Genomic DNA, 21,739 nt, shown 5'->3' on the forward strand with positions numbered 1-21,739 from the left:
TATCCAGCAGCGTGATAAATGCCTCGTCGGCAGGATTTATCACCCGTGTTTGAGCGCTGGGCCAGAAAGAAGGCGATGGTGCCAGAGGGCGAGGGCTCAGGGACATGGAATGACATCCAGCAGCAGTGAGATCAGTGCCTCGTTGTCGAGGTTGTCGGCCAGGGCCTGATAGCTGGGAATGAGGCGATGGCGCAGCACGGCGGGGGCCAGCTGCTGGATATCCTCCGGCAGCACGAAGTCCCGTCCCGCGAGCCAGGCCCTGGCCCGGGCGGCGCGGGCCAGCCCTATGCTGGCGCGGGGACTGGCACCGACCGCGATCAGGGGCTCTAGCTCGGGACAGAGCCCGCTGCCGAGACGGGTGGCGCAGACGAGTTGCACCAGATAGTGCTCGAGACGCGCCTGCATCTGCACGGCCAGCACCTCGGTGCGGGCGGCTTGCAGATCGGCCTGGCTCAGGGTCAGGGGTGGCGGGGTCAGGGTGTCGCCGCGGGCATTGAGTTGCAAGATGGCGAGCTCCATGGCGGGGCTGGGGTAATCCACCATCAGCTTGAGCAGGAAGCGATCGAGCTGGGCCTCCGGCAGGGGGTAGGTGCCTTCCTGCTCTATGGGGTTTTGGGTCGCGGCCACCATAAAGAGCGCCGGCAAACGCCAGCTCTTCTTGCCGACGGTGATCTGGTGCTCGGCCATGGCCTCCAGCAGGGCAGATTGCACCTTGGCCGGGGCCCGGTTGATCTCGTCCGCCAGCACCAGGTGGTTGAACAGGGGGCCGGGCTGAAACACGAAGCTGGCATCCTGGGGGTGAAACACCTCGCTGCCGGTGAGATCGGCCGGCAGCAGATCCGGGGTGAACTGGATGCGGGAGAAGCGCCCCTCCACCACGCCGGCCAGCGCCTTGACGGCGCGCGTCTTGGCCAGACCCGGCGCCCCCTCGATCAACACATGTCCTTCACATAGCAAGGCGATCAGCAGCCCCTCGATGAGGGGGCCCTGTCCCAGAATTTGACTGCCAAGATAGTCCCTAAGTGCTCTGAACCCGGCCGCTGCCATGGAATGAACCCGTTGTTTTAATAGAAGTTGCTCTTTTTATACCCCAGATACCCCCAGAGGGCGAGGCGAGGGGCCAAGATGGTGACAATTTAGTTTCAATCAGCCGTATGAAAGTTGTGAGTGGATTGTTAAGATGTGGCGCAATGAGGTCAGACCTCTTCCCCTTCAACCCAAGGAGCCAGGATGAAACAGCCATTGAAACTGACGACGCGCCAGGGCGAACGGATTGCCGTCGTGGCGGGTCTGCGCACCCCCTTTGCCAAGCAGGCCACCGCCTTTCACGGCGTGCCCGCGGTGGATCTCGGCAAGCTGGTGGTGAGCGAACTGCTCGCCCGCACGGATCTCGACCCCAAGCTTATCGATCAGCTGGTGTTCGGCCAGGTGGTACAGATGCCGGAGGCGCCCAACATCGCCCGCGAGATAGTGCTCGGCACCGGCATGAGCGTCAGCACAGACGCCTATAGCGTGTCCCGCGCCTGCGCCACCAGTTTCCAGGCGGTGGCCAACGTCACCGAGTCCATCATGGCCGGCACGGTCGACATCGCCATCGCCGGCGGCGCCGACTCCTCCTCGGTGCTGCCCATCGGGGTCAGCAAGTCCCTGGCCCGCGCCCTGGTGGATCTCAACAAGGCCCGCAATCTGCAGCAGCGCTTCAACATACTGCGCCGCCTGCGCCTGAAAGACTTGATGCCGGTACCGCCGGCGGTGGCCGAGTACTCCACCGGCCTCTCCATGGGGCAGACCGCCGAGCAGATGGCCAAGAGCCACGGCATCAGCCGGGAGGCGCAGGACGCCCTGGCGCACCGTTCACATAGCCTGGCAGCCCAGGCCTGGGCCGAAGGAAAATTGAATGCCGAGGTCTTCACCGCCCACGTGCCCCCCTACAAGTCGCCGCTGGAGCGAGACAACAACATCCGCGAGAGCTCTGATCTCGCGAGCTACGCCAAGCTCAAGCCCGTGTTCGACCGGCTGCATGGCTCCGTCACCGCCGCCAATGCCACCCCGCTCACCGACGGCGCCGCCGCCGTGCTGCTGATGCGCGAAGGTCGGGCGAAGGAGCTGGGGCTGGAGCCGATCGGCTACATTCGCAGCTTCGCCTTCTCCGCCATCGATGTGTGGCAGGACATGCTGATGGGTCCCTCCTACGCCACCCCGCTGGCGCTGGACCGCGCCGGCATCACGCTGGCCGACTTGACCCTGATCGACATGCACGAGGCGTTCGCCGCCCAGACCCTGGCCAACCTCAAGATGTTCGCAAGCCACGAGTTTGCTCGCGACAAGCTGGGGCGTGACAGCGCCATCGGCGAGGTGGACATGGATAAATTCAACGTGCTCGGCGGCTCCCTGGCCTATGGCCATCCCTTTGCCGCCACCGGTGCCCGCATGATCACCCAGACCCTGCACGAGCTGCGTCGTCGCGGCGGGGGCCTCGGGCTCAACACCGCCTGCGCGGCGGGCGGGCTGGGTGTGGCCATGGTGCTGGAGGTGGAATGATGGAGGCGAGCAAGATGAACACAGCAACATTTGCACTGGATATTCGCCAGGACGGCATCGGCATCCTGACCATGGATGTGCCCGGCGAGAGCATGAATACCCTCAAGGCCGCCTTCGCGGCCGAGATCCGCACCGTGCTGGCCGAGGTGAAGGCCAACCGGGATCTGATCGGTCTGGTGGTGGTCTCCGGCAAGAAGGACTCCTTCATCGCCGGCGCCGACATCGCCATGCTGGCGGCCTGCACCAGCGCGACAGATGCCCAGACCCTGTCCCGGGAAGGGCAACTGGTGTTCGCCGAGATCGAGTCCCTGAGCATCCCGGTGATCGCCGCCATCCACGGCCCCTGCCTCGGCGGCGGGCTGGAGTTGGCCCTGGCCTGCCATGGCCGGGTGGTGACCGATCACGCCAAAACCGTGTTGGGTCTGCCGGAAGTACAGCTCGGTCTGCTGCCGGGCTCCGGCGGCACCCAGCGCCTGCCGCGTCTCATCGGGGTGGCCAAGGCGCTGGATCTGATGCTGACCGGCAAGCAGGTCAGGGCCAAGCAGGCGAAGAAACTGGGGCTGGTGGACGATGTGGTGCCCCCCTCCATACTGCTGGAGGCCGCTATCAAGCTGGCCAAGAAGGGCAAGCCGCGCCATGCGCTGAAGCGGGATCTGCAGGGCAAGCTGCTGGAGACCAATGCCCTCGGTCGCAAGGTGCTGTTCAGCCAGGCGAGCAAGGGCGTCAAGGCCAAGACCCGGGGCAACTACCCGGCGCCGGAGCGGATCCTCGAGGTGGTGCGCATCGGCGTGGAGGAGGGGATGCAGGCCGGCCTCATCGCCGAGGCTCGCCACTTCGGCGAGCTGGTGATGACTCCGGAATCCGCCGCCCTGCGCTCCCTGTTCTTCGCCACCACCGAGATGAAGAAGGAGGTGAGTTACCAGGGCGCCGCCCCGCGCAAGGTGGCTCATGCCGCCGTGCTCGGCGGGGGGCTGATGGGAGGCGGCATCGCCTTCGTCACCGCCACCAAGGCCAAGGTACCGGTGCGCATCAAGGACGTGGCCAGTGTGGGCATCGGCAACGCCATGCGTTACAGCTATGATCTGCTGGCCAAGAAGCTAAAACGTCGTCAGATCTTGCGCAGCGAACTGGAAAAGCAGATGAGCATGCTGTCCGGCACCCTGGACTACTCGGGTTTCCACCGGGTCGACTTGGTGGTGGAGGCGGTGTTCGAGGATCTCGCCTTGAAGCATCAGATGGTGCAGGACGTGGAGCGCGAATGTGGCGAACACACGGTGTTTGCCTCCAACACCTCCTCCCTGCCCATCCACCAGATCGCGGCCAATGCCGCCCATCCTGAGCGAGTTGTGGGGCTGCACTACTTCAGCCCGGTGGACAAGATGCCGCTCGCCGAGATCATCCCCCACGCCGGCACCAGTGCCGAGACGGTGGCCACGACGCTGGCCTTCGCCCGCGCTCAGGGCAAGACCCCGATCGTGGTCAAAGACGAGGCCGGCTTCTATGTGAACCGGATCCTCGCCCCCTACATGAACGAGGCGGCGCGGCTGGTGCTGGAAGGGGAGCCGGTGGAGGTGCTGGACGGCGCCCTGCTGGACTTCGGCTTCCCGGTCGGCCCCATCACCCTGCTCGACGAGGTGGGCATCGACGTGGGCGCCAAGATCTCCCCCATCCTCGAGCGCGAGCTCGGTGGCGAACAGTTCCAGGCGCCCAAGGCGTTTGACAGGCTGTTGCAAGGGGATCGCAAGGGTCGCAAGAACGGCAAGGGCTTCTATCTCTACGGCAAGGCGGCACCGCGCAACCGGCTCACCGGCAAGGAAGGCAAGAAGACGGTGGACGAGAGCGTCTACGCCGTGCTCGGAGTTTCGCCATCGCCCAAGCTGGCCCGCTCGGAGATCGCCGAGCGCTGCGTGCTGCTGATGCTCAACGAAGCGGCCATGGCGCTGGACGGCGGGGTGGTAGCCTCGGCCCGTGACGGCGACATCGGCGCCATCTTCGGCATCGGCTTCCCACCTTTCCTGGGTGGCCCCTTCCGTTACATGGACAGCCTCGGCATCGCCCATCTGGTCGGCCGTCTCGAGCACTATCAGAAGCGCCACGGGGACAGATTCGCCCCCTGCGCGCGGCTCAAGGCGATGGCGGCGGAGCAGCTGCGTTTCTACCCATAACCCTGGGGCATGCCCGCGCGGTATGAACAGGACGATCAAGAGAGGCGACCCGGGTCGCCTCTCTTTTTTTGCTCTCTTTTCCTGGGCTATCGTTGAACGGAGGGCATCAGGAGCGTCTGGGCAAACAGATAGTCGGGTCAATAGGGGGTAAATTATTGATCTAGCGCAAACAAGTGCCCCATTTATTACTTTGGTGGCATAGGCGTTAGGCGCCGGTTGAGTTCAAATAACGGCATCAGGAGCGGGGTATCCCCGCCGCCAACGGAAACACCCATTTCACTGGATGAAGGACACACTATGAGTCTGCTTGAACAAACCATCTGGAACATATTGGGATACGGGGCCATGCCCTTTATCTTCCTGAGCGGGTTCGTGGCCGTGGCAGTGACCTGCTGCTTGCTGCTCAATGCCTTCGGGGTCAAGCCCGCCGAGAAGTGAGTCACTCTCGTTCATAGCGCCAAATGCCAGTCTTACGACTGGCATTTGTTTTTGTGCGCCCCTTCCCATGCCAAGGGTTGCACCAAGGTGGTCGAACCCGGCGCCGATTTTGATTACACTGGCGCGCACTCTCAGGCGCTCCCGCCCATTTCCAGCTATTCAAGGTTTCTATGGCTCTCAAGGCAACCGTATTCAAGGCCCAGCTCAGTCTGTCCGACATGGATCGCCATCTCTATCAGGATGTCTCCCTCACCCTGGCCCGTCACCCCTCCGAAACCGACGAGCGGATGATGATCCGGCTGGCCGCCTTCGCCTGGCACGCCGCCGAGCGGCTGGAGTTCACCAAGGGACTCAGTGCCGACGATGAGCCCGAGCTCTGGTGCAAGAACTACACCGACGAGATCGAGCTCTGGATTGAACTGGGTCAGCCCGATGAGAAGCGGCTGAAAAAAGCCTGCAATCGCTCCCGCCAGGTGGTGCTCTATCTGTACGGCGGGCGCGGCACCAACGTCTGGTGGAAGCAGAACCAGGGCAAGCTCAGCCAGCATGACAACTTGAGCGTCATCGAGCTTTCCGACAGCCAGACCCTGCCGCTGACCGCCATGGTGGAGCGCACCATGCAGCTCACCTGCACCATCTCCGATGGTCAGCTCTGGATCAGCAATGGCACTCAGGAAGTCACCCTGGACCCTGTGGTGCTGATGGGTCGTCCCGCCCGCGAACTCTAAACGGAGCCGCCAGATTTGGCTCCCTGCTCGATATCGCCATTCCCGTGTTTACATGAACAAGGCCCACCTCGACGGTGGGCCTTGTTCATGGCAGGGCGCTCCTAACGGAGGTTCAACCCTGCGCCGTGCTCAGTACCAGCTTGCCGTCCTTGACCGGAATGGTAAGGCCGGGCTCTTTCTCCATACGAATAACGCCCTGCTGGCCGGCGAGGCTGTAGGTGACGTCATAGCCCAGGGTGCGGGTGCTGCTGTCTTGCACCGTCTTGCAGCGCTGCTCCTGGGTGGTGTAGGTGTCTTTGGCCTGTCTGTTGGCCTGTGCCTGATCCCCGGCATAGCCACCGGCCACGGCGCCGGCCACGGTCGCCACCTTCTTGCCGTTGCCACCGCCAAACTGGTTGCCGATGGCGCCACCGATCGCCGCCCCGACCAGTTTGCCGGCGACCCTGCGCTCATCCTGCACCGGTTGCTGGTGGGTGACGGTGACGTTATGGCACTCCTGGCGCGGAGTCTTGATGGTCTCGGTCACCGGCTTGCTGGCCAGCACCTCGGCGAACTGGGGCTCGGGGGAAAACAGGGATCCGCTGGCGACGGCGGACAGCGCCAATGCGGAGGCGATGCCGACGCCGATACCTGCCAACATGGACTTGTTCATCTAGCTCTCTCTGTTATTTGATTTGTCAATTGCGGCCTATTGTTGGTGCTTTGCCGCCGCGGCTCAAGAGAGGGACCCATCAATTGCGACAGTGGCTGACGACAGGGAAAGTCGCTGTGTCAAGGCGCTGTCTGTGATTGGCGACAAGCGAGCCAATGGAGATTATCGAGGCGGGGAAGGGAATGGTGTGAGAGGGGGGCCGAGACGGCGCAGATGAAAAAAGGCCCACCCCTGACAGGGTGGGCCTTTTTCAAGGCAGGGCGCTCCTAACGGAGGTTCAACCCTGCGCGTTGCTCAGTACCAACTTGCCATCCTTGACCGGGATGGTGGGGCCGGGTTCTTTTTCCATGCGGATCACCCCTTCTTGCCCTGCGAGACGATAGGTCACGTCATAGCCCAGGGTGCGGGTGCTGCTGTCCTGCACCGTCTTGCAACGCTGCTCCGTGGTGGTGTAGGTATCACCGGCCTGCATGTTGCCTTGCACCTGGTTGCCCGCGTAGCCACCGGCGGCGGCGCCAGCAACGGTGGCCACCTTCTTGCCGCTGCCGCCCCCGAACTGGTTGCCCAGTACGCCACCCAAGGCCGCGCCGACCACGGTACCCAGGATCTTGTGCTCATCCTGCACCGGCTTGCGGTGGGTGACGGCGACGTTGCGGCACTCCTGTCTGGGGGTCTTGATGGTCTCGGTCACCGGCTTGCTGGCCAGCACCTCGGCAAACTGGGGCTGGGATGAAAACAGGGATCCACTGGCTGCCGCCGACAAGGCCAGCGCAGAGGCGATACCGATCCCGACACCTGCCAACATGGATGTGTTCATTTTGCGTTCTCCTGAGATGCATCATCTGATGCTGTTCGAGCTTGCGGTCATCTTGGCACACCGTCGTGGATGAACAAGGGAAGCCGCGCGCAGGCACGACAGCCTCTGACTTCACCAAAAATTATCTCGCCAACAAGGTGTCGGGCTTTGGCGACAACGGCCGTTGCCATACCCAGAAAGGCCTAAGACGTTTTGCTAATACCTGTCGCGGATCCCCCTTGATACCCTCTCTTTCCATAGGGCATAGGCCCCGGGCATGATGCCCGGCGCCGTTTCCCGGCAACAGGCCGGCCAGCCGGATCCACCCGCTTTGTGCCACATATGAGGAAGGAACCCGATGACAGAGCAGAACATCTATGAGACAGGCCTTGGCAAGACGCCCGCCAATTTCGAGGCCCTGACCCCCTTGAGCTTTCTGACCCGGGCGGCCCGGGTCTATCCCGACTACCCGGCCCTGATCCACGGCCCCTTGCGCCAGAGCTGGGCCCAGACCGAGCGGCGCTGCCGCCGGCTTGCCTCGGCCCTGCGCCGGCACGGGATAGGCGAGGGGGACACTGTCTCCATCGTCGCCCCCAATGTCCCGGCCATGTTCGAGGCTCACTTCGGGGTACCCATGAGCGGCGCCGTGCTCAACACCATCAACACCCGGCTCGATGCCGAGTCCATGGCCTTCATCTTCCAGCATGCCCAGAGCAGGGTGGTGCTGGTGGACAGGGAGTTTGGCGCCGTGGTCGGCAAGGCGCTGGCCCTGCTCGACGCCGCGCCGCTGCTCATCGCCATCGACGATCCCCTCTATCAGCAGGGAGCGCTGGTAAGCGAGCTCGACTACGAGGCCTTCATTGCCGGGGGCAACGGCGACGAGCCCGGCTGGCTGCCGGCGGACGAGTGGCAGGCGATTTCCCTGAACTACACCTCGGGCACCACGGGTAACCCCAAGGGGGTGGTCTATCACCATCGCGGCGCCCACCTCAATGCGGTCAACAACGTGCTCTCCTGGGAGCTGCCCAAGCACCCCGTCTATCTGTGGACCCTGCCGATGTTCCACTGCAACGGCTGGTGCTTCCCCTGGACGATGGCGGCCACCGCCGGGGTGAGCGTCTGCCTGCGCCATGTGCAGGCTGGCGCCATCTATGAGGCCCTGCACAGCCACAAGGTGAGCCACTTCTGCGCGGCACCCATCGTCCTCAATATGCTCAACAACGCCGACGAGGCGCTCAAGCAGGGGCTGGATCACCCCATCAAGGTGATGACGGCCGGTGCGGCGCCGCCAGCCACGGTGATCGCCGGCATGGAGGCGATTGGGATAGCCGTGACCCATACCTATGGCCTGACCGAGACCTATGGCCCCTGCGTGGTCTGCGAGCCCCAGCGCAGCTGGGACGGGCAGGATGCCGCCGCCCTGTCGCGGCTCAAGGCACGCCAGGGGGTGGCCTCACCGCTGCAGGGGGAGATGCGCGTCGCCAACCCGGTCAGCGGCGAGCCGGTACCCCAGGATGGCAAGACCCTGGGGGAGATCTTCCTGCGCGGCAATGTGGTGATGAAGGGCTATCTCAAGAACCCGGCGGCGAGCGAGGAGGCGATGGCGGAAGGTTGGTTCAGAAGCGGGGATCTCGCGGTCTGGCACCCGGACGGCTACGTGGAGATCAAGGACAGATCCAAGGACATCATCATCTCGGGCGGGGAGAACATCTCCAGCCTGGAGGTGGAGGATGTGCTCTACCGTCATCCCGACGTGGACGAGGCCGCGGTGATCGCCATGGCGGACGAGAAGTGGGGAGAGGTGCCCTGCGCCTTCGTGAAGCTCAAGGAGGGCAGGGAGCTGAGCCAAGCGGAGCTGATCGCGTTCTGCCGCGAGCAGATGGCCCACTTCAAGGCCCCCAAGCGCATCATCTTCACCCCCCTGCCCAAGACCTCCACCGGCAAGGTGCAAAAGTTCATGTTGCGCCAGCAGCTGGAGTGATCCCGTCGAAGGGGATGCGGACGGGCATCTGAGGGCAGTTCATCTCCTGTGGTCATGTGGATGTGTCGCTGGACAGTCCAGGTCAACGGTGTTGAATAATCCATGTCAACGCCGTTGACTTGCATGAGGGACATACCTAAAATCGCTCATCATGACGGCTTGGAAAGGGAAGGAAATATGATCAAGGATGCTGTTACCGAGGAGGTGGTGAAATTGAGTGGTGCTGACACAACCAAAGCCTTGATCCTGGATGTTGCTCGACGACTTTTCTCTTCAACCGGCTACAGAGCGACGTCGCTCAGGGCCATCGCAAAGGAAGTCGGGGTCGATCCCGCATTGCTCATCCGCTATTTTGGCTCCAAGGAGGAGCTTTTTCTTGAAGCGCTGGCTATCAGCGACTTTTGTGAAAAAGCACTCACAGGTTCATTGGATGGCATGGGATACCGTATCGTTCTTGAACTGATCTCCGGCGATATCAAACATAAAATGAGTTCCTATGTGTCTTTGGTTCAGGCCTCTGACAGCGAGACCATAAGAGCCCGTTTACAGGATGTCGTTAGAACTCGATTCGTTGAGCAACTGGCGCAACGTTTGCCTGGGCGGGATGCTGAATTGAGAGCCCATCTTGTGTCAGCCCAGATGGGCGGGCTTATCAATTCATTGGCCGTTATCCAGCACGAAACACTGCTGGCAACGCCAATCGATATTATTGCCGAGCATTATGGTGAAGCGATACAGCTCTTGATCGATGGCAAGCCAGCCTGATAACGATTTATTGATATTGGATTGCTGTTTTAAGCAATGTTGATATCACCAGCTTTTGATGTGAAGCTTTTTTAAACCCATTTAAAACAAGCTGTTTCGCTGTGTCAAACTATCTCCTGGTTGATGAAACCAAGTGGGGACGTGCACTCCATTGCAATATTTTCAAGAATTTCAGCAATCCACTCTATGGCGTGACCGTTGAGCTGGATGTGACGAAATTTATAAACAAAATCCGCAAGCTGGAGACATCCTTCACCTTTGCCATGATATTCGTCACGGCCAGGTGTGCAAATGAAGTAGAGGCATTTCGCTACCGATTCTTGGATGGGCGCGTGGTGCTATACGATCAAATCAATACTGTGTTTACTTACCTTGACAAGGAAACAGAGTTATTCAAGGTTGTTGACGCCCCATTGACTGATACGCTGCAGACCTATGTGTTGGCGGCGCAGCAGGCCACGCTTGCACAACAGGCGTATTTTACAGCGCCAGCGGGGGGCAATGTTTTTCAATTTTCACCGCTACCTTGGTTCTCATATACGCAACTGTCTCATACATTCTCCGGAGACAAAGAGAACGCCATCCCTCTTTTCAATTGGGGAAAGTATTCCGAGAGAGAGGGCCGTGTCATGCTGCCTTTTTCCGTGCAGGTGCATCACTCCTTTGTTGATGGCATTCATATCGGCAGGTTTCTCGAAAAACTGCAAGCAGCACTCAATGAAGACTGAGCGTGAATGACAGAATTATCGCAATAAGGCTCAATATGAAAGATAGAATAGATGACGGCATCGCCGAGTATTACCAAGAAGAGTTCAATGGTCTCAAGTACGCCGACACCCATATCTACGTAAAAGTATTTGAAGACTGTGTCTTTGTGAATTGCTCCTTCAATGGTGCCCATTTTCAACGTTGCAAATTCGTTGACTGCATCTTCAAAAATTCAGATCTGAGCAACCTCCGAGTTGATAGCAGCCGATTTTTAGCCGTGCTTTACGAAGAGTGTAAAATTATCGGGGTTGACTGGAGTAAAGCCGAGTGGTCAAGGTTTGTGGTGCCTGGGCAGCTCATGTTCAAAAAATCTATTTTAAATGACTCCTCATTTTTTGGTCTTAAATTGCCTGGCATGATCATGGAGGAGTGCAAGGTAAGGGCAGCCGACTTCAGAGGTGGCGACTTCAGCAAATCCGATTTCTCATACTCGGATTTTACTGAAAGCATGTTCGGCAATACCAATCTGAACGGTACTGATTTCAGGGAGGCGACAAATTACCGTATCGATGTGCGGGACAATCACCTGAAAGGGACTAAATTCACACGGCTTGAGGCAATCCATTTGCTGGATGGTTTTGGATTCGAGCTGTTTGATTGAAAGCCAGATAGGAGCCTATGGATTTCACTCTGATGTTTGCTTATTCAAGTCGACCAATGAGCTGGGGTGAAACCCTTATGTGACTGCAAAACCTTGCCCGGCGTAAATGGGGAGACATTATGCCTCCCTATTGTTGGTTGTTGACATCCTCACGACTGCCCCCCTTCAAGGGGGCAAGGCAAGCCGGGTGAGCCGTCGGATATCAATACACCGACTATTTGTTATGCCGCTCACGGAGGCGCTGCACCACATCTTGCAGGCACTGCTTTTCGTTTTGCGCGGGCCTGTCATCCTGGCGCACTCTCAGTGCGGAGGATTGGCGCCCCTTATGCGCTTGCTCAGCGCCTCCCACAGGCCGGTGATGAAGTAATAGAGCCCTCCCTCCTCGGTGGCCTTGGTGTATTGCGTCAGGGGTTCGATCATGCCGCTGCGGAAGGCGGCGAGGGCCTCGCGATCGCTGCTTGCCTCGATGTAATCCCCCACCACTTCAAACCCCTGCTCAAGCAGTTGCGCCTTGGCCGTCAAGAAGGAAGGCGATGACATCAGCAGGAAGGTGACGCTGGCGGGATCTTGTCCCAGGCGGAAGAACTGATATTTGCTCATAGAACCTCTGACATTGGACGGTATGGCGCCATTATCCATGGGGGCATTCCCGCTGGGCAGACCCCATGTGCGGCGTTAAAAGGTCCCTTTGTTCAGGCCAGCTTCAGTCAACCGCCCAGCGGCTTGTCCTTGCCAAATAGCGGGCACAAAAAACGGGCCAATGGCCCGTTCTGTTTATCCGTTGAAACACTACTTGTTATGGCGCTCGGCGAGCCGCTGTACCACATCCTGCAGGCCCAGCCCTTCATTTTGCAGCAGCACCGTGAGGTGGTAGATCTGGGTCAAAATGGATTCGTTGATCACGTGTTGTGGTGCTTTCTTAATACAGTGTCTTATCGCTCTTTTCGATTAAAAAGAATCCTAAAAATGACTTTATGTATGTATTTTGAACTGGGTCTGTATGGGGCCTGAATGCCGTGTTTATTGTCTGGTCTCCTTATTTATTCGTACTGAATTTCCTGTATTTTATGAAAAAGATGCTTCATACGGGGCGTAGATGAAGGTGATTAAGATGATGATATTGAGCAATAGTGCACTGCGATCGAAGTCTTCATACAATAAGCTGTACCAGCCTTCCATCCATAGCTGCCAAAAATGTCAACTGACCAGCACAGGTTTATCATCTGTTCCATAGACCTGATTTGAGTCTATTTATGGCTTTAAGTGAGTTGCTAGCTGGTATTAATGTCGTGAAATAATTCGACATGAAATCCCTTATGTCTGAAAAATCTGTAGTAATAAAGGCAGAGAAATTTATTCACGATAACCAAATTCATAGATAATGAATGGTTTCAGTTAAAAAGTAGAGCAGTTACCTACACCTTATATTGCTGTATTAAATAAATACAATATTCACCTGCATGGAGACGGCCACTGATGGCAAATATTCTTCTCGATTATGCTATTCCATTTAGTCAGGTATCTAGCCTGCCGCCCCCTTCGTTCGGGTTTCTGCATAAGCTAGCCGTCGTCGTGTTGCACGATGTGCCAGCCACACCTGCTGACGTGACCATCGTCGCTGACCCCTCGCAGTTGGCAGCGCTGACGGCTCATGCTGCTGAGCTGCAAGGCGCCTTTGATGGTGGCCTGTCGTCCATCATTCTTATCCGCGTATCGGATATTGCTGAGCTGCCAGCCCTGATTGAGGGGCGCGAAGGGGAGTGGTACACCCTCTTTGGTCATCATGCCATCGACATCGACGGCTTTATCGCCAATACGGCAACCTGGGGCGGTGTACGCAGTACCGTCTCCGATGACCTTGCTAATGCACCTCATGCCTCGGTGGTTAATTTCTGCCTCTTTGGGCACGTGGGCGCCTCGCTGAGTGCCTACAATCCCCTGTTTGCCTTCGGTCGCTTGTTGAGTGCGGGCACATGGCGCAACCAGCAATACATTACCACCACCAACCTGCTGGGCCTGGCAGGCACCCTGGGTATCTGTGAGAGCCTCTTCGAGGCGCGGGTGAGTTTCTGGCTGCAAGATGACGACAACGGCAATCGACTTGGTTTCTTTGCCGCCGGTGGGTTGTCCATCACCACCCCATACATCAGCAAGGAAGTCGAGCTGACCATCCAGTACCAGCAAGCGAGTTTCTTGGCGGTAAACCAGCCGTTCAATGTGGCGGTGAGCCGCAACGAGCTGGCCCGCCTGGGGCTGAAAGTCATTAACCAATTTATCGAGATGGGCTACCTCGACCCTGACAAAGAGAACTCACTCACCGTTATCGACACGCCGGAAGCATTTACGGTCGCCGGTAATCTTGTTACATCACCCTCCGTCGCGTTGTGGCGCGTTCGGATGGATGCCTTCCAGACTCAGGGGTAATCATGTCCATCACCATCGAAAATGCTACCGTTACCGTCACCTTCAACGGTGTGAACTATCACCACGAATACGTGACCAATATCGCCATCGTCGACCCACGCCAGAATGAGCTGGCCGTCAGTCCGCAAGGTCACGGTAAAGGCATCGCCTATCGCACCGGCACCACCAGCTCTATCACCGCCGATATGGTGGTCAGAGGGATGCAGCCAGAGCTGCTGTCTTTATACGAGAAGGCATTCAAGGCGCAAACCCGCTTTGACCTGATGATACTGGACGCCAGTACCAACGAGCGTTACGACCTCAACGACTCCCTGCTGTGTAATAACCCGGTGATCCAGACCATCGGCACAGGTGAGGCCGCACTTGACCAGCCCCTGAAGTTGTCTACGCCGCCCAATGGTTTCAGTTACCAAGGGCCGACTGCATGATGAAGGAGCTGGTCGGTGTCAAGGGGGTATCGGCCTGGCTGGTATACAACAAAGTCGCCTTTCACCTGCCTTTCATCCAAGAAAATCGCGCAGGCTCCCGGCGCTTTTCCGAGGAGCTTGCCGCTGCTGTCAGCCTGGAAACCGTCGATGAGTTGCGTGCCTTTATCCTGGGCCTCAACGTCAACAGTATCCCGCAGCCAATGAGCCAAGCGGCATGCATCGCCGCTTTTAAAGCCAAAGAGACCGATGCCCGCAAGATGGCGTTGTTGGAATGTTTGACCTTCGCCGATCTCACCGATGATGAAGTGGTGCGTCTCCTGGCCGTGCACAGCGATGCCAATGGCATCCCATATAGCCGGGCGAATATGGGCAACATCGCGCTGTCTGAGCTCACCCCCATGCTGCTGGAAACACTGCTGGCCGCCTCCATGGTCGATGTTGATCTGTCTTTGGTCACGGCCACGGAGCTCTCCACCCTGGATGGCAAGCGCCTGGACGTAAAAGCCGAGGCTGCCGATATCTTGACCCGGGCCCCCGCCATGGGAGTGGGTGAGCTGCTGTCCCTGGCCATCAAGAACTGCTTCAAAGGAGTGAACCGTGGCTGACGCTGAACTACTGATCACACCGGATATCGCCCGCACTGATCTAATGCGGTCGATAAACACGCGGGATAACGCCTTCAAACGTCTGAGCAAGCAGATAGAGAGGGACCTTGCGGACGCCATCCGCAACGAGGGCGGGATAGACCTGAACACCTCAAGACGTTTGATGGGGTTGGGCGTTGGTCCCAGAGCCGCCAGTCGCATGGCGGGCGGGATCGTCCAGCGTCACGCCGCAGGGTTGCTGGATGAATCGATCCACTCCGGGGCCACGATGTCGGACCACCTTGGCCACTCCACCGCCGCGCAAGAGAGGGTAATCGGCCGCGCCGCCGGATTATCTGACGTGCAACTAGAGCAGTTTGCCCTGGATATGGCAAAGACGGGGATGGCGGATCGGGCAGGGCTAAGTGAGCTGCTGGTCACGCTCAGCGCCGCAATCAGCAAATCGGAATTTGAAGGCAACCCGATGCTCAAAGAGTTCGCCAAGCTTAAACCAGAGGAGCGCGTCGGGGCCGTACTCGCGTCCATTGGCAACCTCTCGGGAAAGGAGCAGCTCTACTGGCTGGGCAAACTGGAAGTAGGTGGCGAAAACGTCGGCGCCCTGATGACGCTGCTTGAGAAAAAACGGGCAGGATCTGCCACCGGCACACTCAAGACCCATGACATCTTTGGCGCGGCAGATCCGGCAAAGGCGAGTATCGAGGCAAACAGGGCCACCATCTCCACTGACAAAGAGATCGCACTGGCTGACACATTCCGCCGCAGTGGGGTCGAGCAAGCACTCTCACAGCGAGAGATGATAAACGAGTCGATCAGTGGCGGTGACATCGGCGCTTATTTTAGTGGGCAGGAGGGGGTCCCTCAGGAGCAGCGAACGCTTATCGAGCCCTTCCAGCAAAATCTGGGGGCCGCCAATACCGCGCAAGCTTCCCATCAGGAGGCGATGACGGCGTTGGTGAGCAATACGGCAGAGACCATCACCAAGCTGAATGAAATTATTACCAAGATGGGCGACCCGGTGCAGGCGGCAAGACAACAAGCCGAAAATGAAGCCCGGAGATCCACCGGAGGTCAAGCCCATTACGTCACCGGGAATACCTCTCCACTCTCACCGTTATCGTCCCTGGCATATAGCCCCAGGGGGAGATAATGATGGTTCGTCATGCTGTGTTTTACGAAGTAATGGCGAGAATGGTTAATAAAATGAAGGGGAACAAATGAAGAGATTAATGGTAGTCGTGTTCCTTGGAATAATGCTCACAGGCTGTGCCAATGGTGCAATTGCAGAAATGGGGTATAGCCGGTGTGCCGGATATGAAGAGTATAAAGAGGTGTACGGAGAATATCAGCGCGCAAAAATGAGACAGCAAGATATTTTGTTCGCCTATAGCCGGGTGCCATTAAATGCAGTCGCAACAGAAAAAAATGGCGTCACGACCACTGTGCTTGTCAATCCTATGGAGGAGGAGAGAGAGGCGATTGCAAAGGAGATGGCCACGTTGCTTGAGAAGAAGAAAAAATTCGAAAGAACTTGTACCTTATATAGTTGGTGACAATCATGCTATTAGATAATGCTACTCCTATTTTGGGTATTGCCATCGATAATGCGCTGATTTTTATAATCAGCATCTCGGCGCACTATCGCAGAAACGAGGTGAGGTCAGCGTTATCTTGAAAAGATATATCAGTCATTATTAGCATGTTGTGATGGGGCAACATGCCAATAATGATGGGTAGTCATGCCATACTTTACAAAATCATGGCGATAAATATTAACAGGCGGAAGGGTTATAGATGAAGAGACTGATGGTAGTCGTGTTCCTTGGGCTTATGCTTATGGGGTGTGCTAATGGCATTATTGCACATGAAAAATTTAAAACTTGCGAAGGGTATGATGAATATAAAAAGGCAGCCAATGAATTGGGTGGTGCAAGGCCTAAGCTAATTGGTCTTAGAAATTCGTCTCACCGTGCCATACCGGAGGCGATAACAGTGACCGAAGGCAATGTTACCAAGACCTTTCTAGTTAATCCGCTGGATGACGAAATAGACGAACTTAGTCAAAGGGTGGCGGAGCTAGAGGCTGAAGTTGCGGCCTTTAAGAAGAGCTGCTCAATATATCAATGGTGATATTATGCTGTTAGAAAATGCAGTACCTATCCTAGCCCTTGCGATTGATGATGTGCCTTCTTTTTACAATCAGCATCTTGGGGCACTATCGCATAGATTGGGTGAAGTGACTGGCGCTGAAGATGGCTGGCTTGACTATGCTCTTGATCGGTTTATTGATTCAGATGTTAACGATAAAAGACGACGCCTCTTTATTCCTATCGATGATACTTTGTATCCGATTCACTATACCGGCGGCATAGCAAATAAAACAAATGACTCTGTTACACAAAAGGTGTCTGATAAACAGGGTAATAGTAGAACGAAAGCAACCACTGGCCCTGCCTATAATACGGTAACGTTGAAATTTGAAATTAAATCATCGCTCAGCAATTTATCCACCATCGCCGATATCCTGCACGCTATCGCCAAGAGTGATGCGCTACATACGGGGGATGTACCGAGAATTAGCTTTTTCAGCTCAACGATGTGCGTTCTTAATGCGGATTTCTTAAGTATCAGGAGGGAAACCGTCGCCAACTCCGAAAAGGAGATGGTCAGCCTGGAGCTCGGTATTGAAGAAGATACCCTGCTAGCCCCAGTAAAGCAGGATGCCAAAAAGCAAGACCCCAGCCTTGCCAATTCATCGGGCAGTACCCGGTCTAAATCGTCGGACCAACTGGAACAGGCGCAAGCCAGCCTGGCCGACTTCGATCCCGCTTATGACTTCTATCTGGTGGCGACCCGCGACTATCTCGACGCTATCCCGGTGCCGCACTTCGAGGCGGAGCAGACCATCAAACGCCAGCCCTATCAGATCTTCCGGGTGGAGAGCAAGGATCGCACCGGTGCCAAGCGCAATATGCAGGAGAGGTATAGCAATCTTATTTTTCGTCGTCATTGGCATATTGTGATAAAGCACTATACCAATGACGATGGGTGCTTATACTATTTTTATAAACTTGGTTTTGGCCATGGATACTGGTTAGTCAATGGGGTGAATATGAAAAAAATGATGATGATTGTGCTCTTTGGGGGGGCGCTAACGGGTTGTGCCAATGGCTTTGTTGCTGATACGATGTATTTCAGATGCCCTGGTTATGAAGAGTATAAAAAAGAATACGCAGAATATTCTCGCGCAGAAATGAAACAGCAAGATATTCTTTTCGCCTATAAAAGATCGTCATTAACAGCAGTCAGCACAGAAAAAAATGGGGTGACAACTACAGTGTTAGTTAATCCTCTGGAAGAGGAAAGAGAAGCGATTGCAAGGAAAAAAGCCTTTCATCATGCAAAGATGAAAGAATTCGAAAAAGCATGCACATTATATAGTTGGTGACGTCATGTTATTAGAAAATGCTATTCCTATTTTGGGCATCGCCATTGACGACGTGCCTGATTTTTATAATATGCATCTCGGCGCACTCTCGCAAGAACTGGGTGAGGTGACCGATGCCGAAGGCGGCTGGCTTGATAAAAAATGGACAAACACACTAAAACCAATGCATTAATTAAATTGGGTTTAAAATGAAAAAAATAATTTTCATATCACTTGTCTGCCTCTCCATGATGGGATGTCAAACAATTATGTATGGCCGGTGCGATGGATACAATGAATATCGACAGGCACAATCTGATCTTTATGATGCAAGAAAAAAAGCTAAAAGCCTTAAATGGACGATAAAAGCTCCACCATCTGAGCTGGTTAGCATAACGGAAGGGAATAAAACGACAACCAAGGTTGTCAATTACTACGATGAAGAATATAAAAAGCAAAATGAAAAAATCGAGGCTGAAATAGAGACTAATATTGCAATAATGAATGTGTTTGAAAAAAAATGCAACTTGTTTAATAGGTGATCTTATGCTATTAGAAAGCGCAACCCCAATTCTTGGTATCGCAATTGATGATGTGCCGAACTTTTATAATCAACATCTCGGGGCATTATCACTGCAGCTTGGAGAAGTGACTGGTGCCGAAAATGGCTGGCTTGACAACGCTCTTGATAAATTTCTTGACTCTGATGTATCAAAAAAGAAGCGGCGCCTTTTTATCCCTATCGACGATGCCCTCTATCCTATTCATTATACCGGTGGCACCACGGATAATCGTAATGAGTCGATAACACAAAAAACAACCAATAAAGATGGGGGAAGTGTCATCACCACGACAACCACCCCAGCCAACAATACTATTACATTAAATTTTGAAATAAAATCGTCGGTCAGCAATATATCGACCATTGCCGATATTCTGCACGCTCTTGCCAACAGCGCACCGTTGAAGGCTGGCGATGTGCCGCGTATTTGCTTTTTCAGTGCCACCATGTGCATTTTTGATGCAAAATTTATCGGTATCAATCGTTCTACCGTGACCAATTCCCAAAAGGAAATGGTCACTCTGACACTGGAAACTGTTACCGACGCTGTCGTTGTCTTGGAAAAAGAGACCCCAAAGACCGATTCCAAGACTCTCGACTCCTCTGGTAAATCCTCAGCTAAATCGTCGGACCCGCTGGAACAGGCACAGGCCACCCTGGCCGATTTCGATCCCGCTTATGACTTCTATCTGGTGGCGACCCGCGACTATCTCGATGCCATCCCGGTGCCGCACTTCGAGGCGGAGCAGACCATCAAACGCCAGCCCTATCAGATCTTCCGGGTGGAGAGCAAGGATCGCACCGGTGCCAAGCGCAATATGCAGGGGGTGGCCTATGGCGGGCAGAATATCTCCCTGGAGTCCAGGGAGCCCTTCAAGTACCGCCCCCCGTTGGGGCTGGTGCGCTATGGCGACAGCCTCTATCTGGGGATAAAGCGTGAAAGTTGATGCCACCATCCGGGATGATTATCAGCTGCTGCCCCACAGCCTGGAGCTGGATCTCTTCCTCAATCTCTTCGTCGGCAAGGTGCGTTCGTCCGCCTTTGGCTGGACCTTTACCGCCTATGATGCCGTGCCGGGGGGGCTGATCAAGGATGCCGCTTATCTGGGAAAGGTGGCGCTGGCCACCCGTGCGTTTGATAGCGCGACCCAGACCCTGCACGCGCTCAAGCTCGGGGTCGAGGTGAGCAAGGGCGTGGTCATGGATGTCGCCAGCGGGCTCTATCTGCCATCGCGCGCCATCGGCCAGAGCCGGTTGGGGATCCAGGCCGATCATATTCCGCAGGTGTATGGGCTCTACCCCACGCCCCAATTTCCCGACCGGGTCTGTGTGGCAGTCCATGGGGAGTATGACCTGACCCGGCGGGTGTTCTACGGCCAGATGGACTTTATGAGGTTGGCGCAGTTATGGAAAGAGTGAGGATAGTGATCGCCCGCGTCCGGGCTGGCGTGGTCGAGATCCTGCAGGGCGAGCAGTTCGTGCGAGCCGATGATGTGGTGATCCTGGGGGCCGGGCAGGCCGATTCAGACGGTTTCGTGCTGGTGGGGGAATCGGTGTGCCGCTATCTCACCGACACCCAGGTGGACATGGCCTTTATGCTGGCTCGCCTCGGCGAACTGGCAAACCAGCTGGCCAGCATGGGTGAGGTGGCTACCTTTGCCATCCCCTCCGTCGGCATGGCCGTTAATGCCGAGATGCAGGCCATCGGGGCAGAGGCTCGGGCCCTTGCCGACGCACTACAGGAGTATGAGATCCGATGAACAAACCCAGCGTGACAGGTTTGATAAACCAGCAGCACGAAACCCACCGGTTGGAAAACCTCTTCCACAAGCAGGTCGGTTCGGCCTACTACCTGCCGGATTACGGCCTGGACTGGGATTTTTTCCAGACCCAAGAAGTGGAGATCCCGGTCGGCTCTTTCCTCTCTTACTTGAACCAGAAGGCCATGCTGCAAGGCATCGTGGTGCTGGATCAGGCGTTCGAGGTGGCAGATTTCACCCTCATTATCCGCAGCAGGCTGCTGTCAGAAGAAGCCACCCTGTCCAGAGGTATCTAATATGTTCCTTTTTGTTGATGGCGTACCGGTCGTACTGGATTTCGCTCGGGTTGAGTACAGCTTTTATAAGGCCTTTATCACCCGTTTCCCGGAGGCCAACATCTCCATCTCGCAGTGGCGCGGCAGCTATGAATATCAGATAGCCTATGCCGCCATCCAGCTGCAGGTGGAAAATGGTGAGATGACCCTGGAGGCGCTGGACGCGGTGCTCGGCTCCATCGCCAAGGAAAACGAGCAGATAAAGCGCCCCGCGGTGTTGCACTCCCGGGTCTCTGAGCGTTTCGCCGAGCTGGGGTTCGAGGCCACCTTGCGGGTACCTGATATCAATACCCGTGGCATTGTGGCCATCTGCGTGGATGCCCCCCCCGCGGCCTCTGAACTGGTAGCGACCACCATCCGGGATGAGCTGTGGCCAGCGGGCCAGTTCCTGGAGGGGGACATCGAATACCCCACCGCGATCAGCAACGGCCAGCCAGTGACCATCCGTTGGACAACTCCCATCGAAGGTAACGCCAATTTCCGGGTCACCATCACCCGTGCTCGTGGGAGTCAGTATCCTATTGAGACGGTTGAAGAAATCACCGGCAAATTCATGACCAACTACAGCGCCCAGATGGGGATCGGGTCTGACATTACCCCGGCTACTTACCTGACTACTGTCGACCTGCCATGGGCGGCGGCCGTGACAGTGGAATATGACGAGTTGGGCGGTGAAGAGTGGGCCACCAGCGTCCATACCAGCGCATTCAATCAGCGTTACGCGGCCAAGCTAGAACCTGCCAACGTGGTCATCCTTTAAAGG

General features: G+C 56.5%; 26 protein-coding genes and 1 pseudogene. 22 read left to right on the forward strand and 5 right to left on the reverse strand.

Annotation, left to right across the window (positions count from 1 at the left end):
- Nucleotides 1–96: 96 nt before the first annotated feature.
- Nucleotides 97–1,047: an AAA family ATPase gene (locus MM194_RS02100; protein ID WP_241342489.1), complete on the reverse strand. Its 951-nt coding sequence runs from the start codon at nt 1,045–1,047 to the stop codon at nt 97–99.
- A 183-nt stretch (nt 1,048–1,230) separates the two neighbouring features.
- Here MM194_RS02100 and fadI point away from each other — a divergent pair, with 183 nt between their 5' ends.
- From fadI to MM194_RS02120, 4 genes are all read left to right on the forward strand, one after another.
- Nucleotides 1,231–2,541 carry an acetyl-CoA C-acyltransferase FadI gene (fadI, locus tag MM194_RS02105; RefSeq protein ID WP_241342490.1) on the forward strand — a complete coding sequence of 437 codons (1,311 nt, stop codon included), beginning with the start codon at nt 1,231–1,233 and terminating at the stop codon, nt 2,539–2,541.
- A gap of 14 nt (nt 2,542–2,555) precedes the next feature.
- Nucleotides 2,556–4,706, forward strand: a complete 2,151-nt coding sequence (fadJ, locus tag MM194_RS02110; protein WP_241342491.1) for a fatty acid oxidation complex subunit alpha FadJ — start codon at nt 2,556–2,558, stop codon at nt 4,704–4,706.
- A 297-nt stretch (nt 4,707–5,003) separates the two neighbouring features.
- The gene (locus tag MM194_RS02115; protein ID WP_081966246.1) at nt 5,004–5,144 is read left to right on the forward strand and encodes a TIGR02808 family protein; all 141 of its coding nucleotides are present in this window, start codon (nt 5,004–5,006) and stop codon (nt 5,142–5,144) included.
- Between the two features lie 170 nt (nt 5,145–5,314).
- Entirely contained in the window at nt 5,315–5,872 is a 558-nt protein-coding gene (locus MM194_RS02120; RefSeq protein ID WP_033132029.1) for a YaeQ family protein, read from the forward strand.
- 112 nt (nt 5,873–5,984) lie between these two features.
- Here MM194_RS02120 and MM194_RS02125 read toward each other — a convergent pair whose 3' ends face one another.
- On the reverse strand, nt 5,985–6,524 hold the full coding sequence (locus MM194_RS02125; protein WP_033132030.1) for a glycine zipper 2TM domain-containing protein: 540 nt from the start codon (nt 6,522–6,524) through the stop codon (nt 5,985–5,987).
- Nucleotides 6,525–6,801: 277 nt separating this feature from the next.
- Nucleotides 6,802–7,341, reverse strand: coding sequence for a glycine zipper 2TM domain-containing protein (locus MM194_RS02130; protein WP_241342492.1), 540 nt, complete (start codon nt 7,339–7,341; stop codon nt 6,802–6,804).
- A 337-nt stretch (nt 7,342–7,678) separates the two neighbouring features.
- Here MM194_RS02130 and MM194_RS02135 point away from each other — a divergent pair, with 337 nt between their 5' ends.
- From MM194_RS02135 to MM194_RS02150, 4 genes are all read left to right on the forward strand, one after another.
- The gene (locus MM194_RS02135; RefSeq protein WP_241342493.1) at nt 7,679–9,301 is read left to right on the forward strand and encodes an acyl-CoA synthetase; all 1,623 of its coding nucleotides are present in this window, start codon (nt 7,679–7,681) and stop codon (nt 9,299–9,301) included.
- Between the two features lie 177 nt (nt 9,302–9,478).
- On the forward strand, nt 9,479–10,066 hold the full coding sequence (locus tag MM194_RS02140) for a TetR/AcrR family transcriptional regulator (protein ID WP_241342494.1): 588 nt from the start codon (nt 9,479–9,481) through the stop codon (nt 10,064–10,066).
- Between the two features lie 101 nt (nt 10,067–10,167).
- Entirely contained in the window at nt 10,168–10,794 is a 627-nt protein-coding gene (locus tag MM194_RS02145; RefSeq protein ID WP_241342495.1) for a CatA-like O-acetyltransferase, read from the forward strand.
- Nucleotides 10,795–10,796: 2 nt separating this feature from the next.
- Nucleotides 10,797–11,435, forward strand: coding sequence for a pentapeptide repeat-containing protein (locus MM194_RS02150; RefSeq protein WP_241342496.1), 639 nt, complete (start codon nt 10,797–10,799; stop codon nt 11,433–11,435).
- A gap of 303 nt (nt 11,436–11,738) precedes the next feature.
- On the opposite strand, the gene MM194_RS02155 is transcribed toward MM194_RS02150, so the two are convergent.
- Nucleotides 11,739–12,038, reverse strand: coding sequence for a hypothetical protein (locus MM194_RS02155; RefSeq protein WP_033131752.1), 300 nt, complete (start codon nt 12,036–12,038; stop codon nt 11,739–11,741).
- Nucleotides 12,039–12,227: 189 nt separating this feature from the next.
- Nucleotides 12,228–12,347: pseudogene (locus tag MM194_RS02160) on the reverse strand (bifunctional phosphoribosyl-AMP cyclohydrolase/phosphoribosyl-ATP diphosphatase); the annotation flags it as partial.
- A 567-nt stretch (nt 12,348–12,914) separates the two neighbouring features.
- Between MM194_RS02160 and MM194_RS02165 the strand changes: the two are divergent.
- The 14 genes from MM194_RS02165 (at nt 12,915) to MM194_RS02230 (ending at nt 21,736) form a co-directional block, all read left to right on the forward strand.
- Nucleotides 12,915–13,862 carry a hypothetical protein gene (locus MM194_RS02165; protein WP_241342497.1) on the forward strand — a complete coding sequence of 316 codons (948 nt, stop codon included), beginning with the start codon at nt 12,915–12,917 and terminating at the stop codon, nt 13,860–13,862.
- Between the two features lie 2 nt (nt 13,863–13,864).
- On the forward strand, nt 13,865–14,290 hold the full coding sequence (locus tag MM194_RS02170; protein ID WP_241342498.1) for a hypothetical protein: 426 nt from the start codon (nt 13,865–13,867) through the stop codon (nt 14,288–14,290).
- On the forward strand, nt 14,287–14,895 hold the full coding sequence (locus MM194_RS02175) for a hypothetical protein (RefSeq protein WP_241342499.1): 609 nt from the start codon (nt 14,287–14,289) through the stop codon (nt 14,893–14,895). Before MM194_RS02170 ends, MM194_RS02175 begins: the two co-directional genes overlap by 4 nt.
- Nucleotides 14,888–16,042, forward strand: coding sequence for a hypothetical protein (locus tag MM194_RS02180; protein ID WP_241342500.1), 1,155 nt, complete (start codon nt 14,888–14,890; stop codon nt 16,040–16,042). The genes MM194_RS02175 and MM194_RS02180 overlap by 8 nt, the downstream gene beginning before the upstream one ends.
- A gap of 67 nt (nt 16,043–16,109) precedes the next feature.
- On the forward strand, nt 16,110–16,445 hold the full coding sequence (locus MM194_RS02185) for a hypothetical protein (protein WP_241342501.1): 336 nt from the start codon (nt 16,110–16,112) through the stop codon (nt 16,443–16,445).
- 241 nt (nt 16,446–16,686) lie between these two features.
- Nucleotides 16,687–17,022 carry a hypothetical protein gene (locus MM194_RS02190; protein ID WP_241342502.1) on the forward strand — a complete coding sequence of 112 codons (336 nt, stop codon included), beginning with the start codon at nt 16,687–16,689 and terminating at the stop codon, nt 17,020–17,022.
- A 4-nt stretch (nt 17,023–17,026) separates the two neighbouring features.
- Nucleotides 17,027–18,340: a hypothetical protein gene (locus MM194_RS02195; protein ID WP_241342503.1), complete on the forward strand. Its 1,314-nt coding sequence runs from the start codon at nt 17,027–17,029 to the stop codon at nt 18,338–18,340.
- 4 nt (nt 18,341–18,344) lie between these two features.
- Nucleotides 18,345–18,512, forward strand: a complete 168-nt coding sequence (locus tag MM194_RS02200) for a hypothetical protein (protein ID WP_241342504.1) — start codon at nt 18,345–18,347, stop codon at nt 18,510–18,512.
- A gap of 16 nt (nt 18,513–18,528) precedes the next feature.
- Nucleotides 18,529–18,861, forward strand: a complete 333-nt coding sequence (locus MM194_RS02205; protein ID WP_241342505.1) for a hypothetical protein — start codon at nt 18,529–18,531, stop codon at nt 18,859–18,861.
- A gap of 4 nt (nt 18,862–18,865) precedes the next feature.
- Nucleotides 18,866–19,828, forward strand: coding sequence for a hypothetical protein (locus tag MM194_RS02210; RefSeq protein WP_241342506.1), 963 nt, complete (start codon nt 18,866–18,868; stop codon nt 19,826–19,828).
- Nucleotides 19,818–20,300, forward strand: a complete 483-nt coding sequence (locus MM194_RS02215; protein WP_241342507.1) for a hypothetical protein — start codon at nt 19,818–19,820, stop codon at nt 20,298–20,300. Before MM194_RS02210 ends, MM194_RS02215 begins: the two co-directional genes overlap by 11 nt.
- Nucleotides 20,301–20,305: 5 nt before the next feature.
- On the forward strand, nt 20,306–20,641 hold the full coding sequence (locus MM194_RS02220) for a hypothetical protein (protein WP_241342508.1): 336 nt from the start codon (nt 20,306–20,308) through the stop codon (nt 20,639–20,641).
- Nucleotides 20,638–20,937: a hypothetical protein gene (locus MM194_RS02225; RefSeq protein WP_241342509.1), complete on the forward strand. Its 300-nt coding sequence runs from the start codon at nt 20,638–20,640 to the stop codon at nt 20,935–20,937. Before MM194_RS02220 ends, MM194_RS02225 begins: the two co-directional genes overlap by 4 nt.
- A 1-nt stretch (nt 20,938) precedes the next feature.
- Nucleotides 20,939–21,736: a hypothetical protein gene (locus MM194_RS02230; RefSeq protein ID WP_241342510.1), complete on the forward strand. Its 798-nt coding sequence runs from the start codon at nt 20,939–20,941 to the stop codon at nt 21,734–21,736.
- Nucleotides 21,737–21,739: the final 3 nt, after the last annotated feature.

This window comes from Aeromonas sp. MR16, from assembly GCF_022549315.1.
GTDB lineage: Bacteria > Pseudomonadota > Gammaproteobacteria > Enterobacterales > Aeromonadaceae > Aeromonas > Aeromonas aquatica.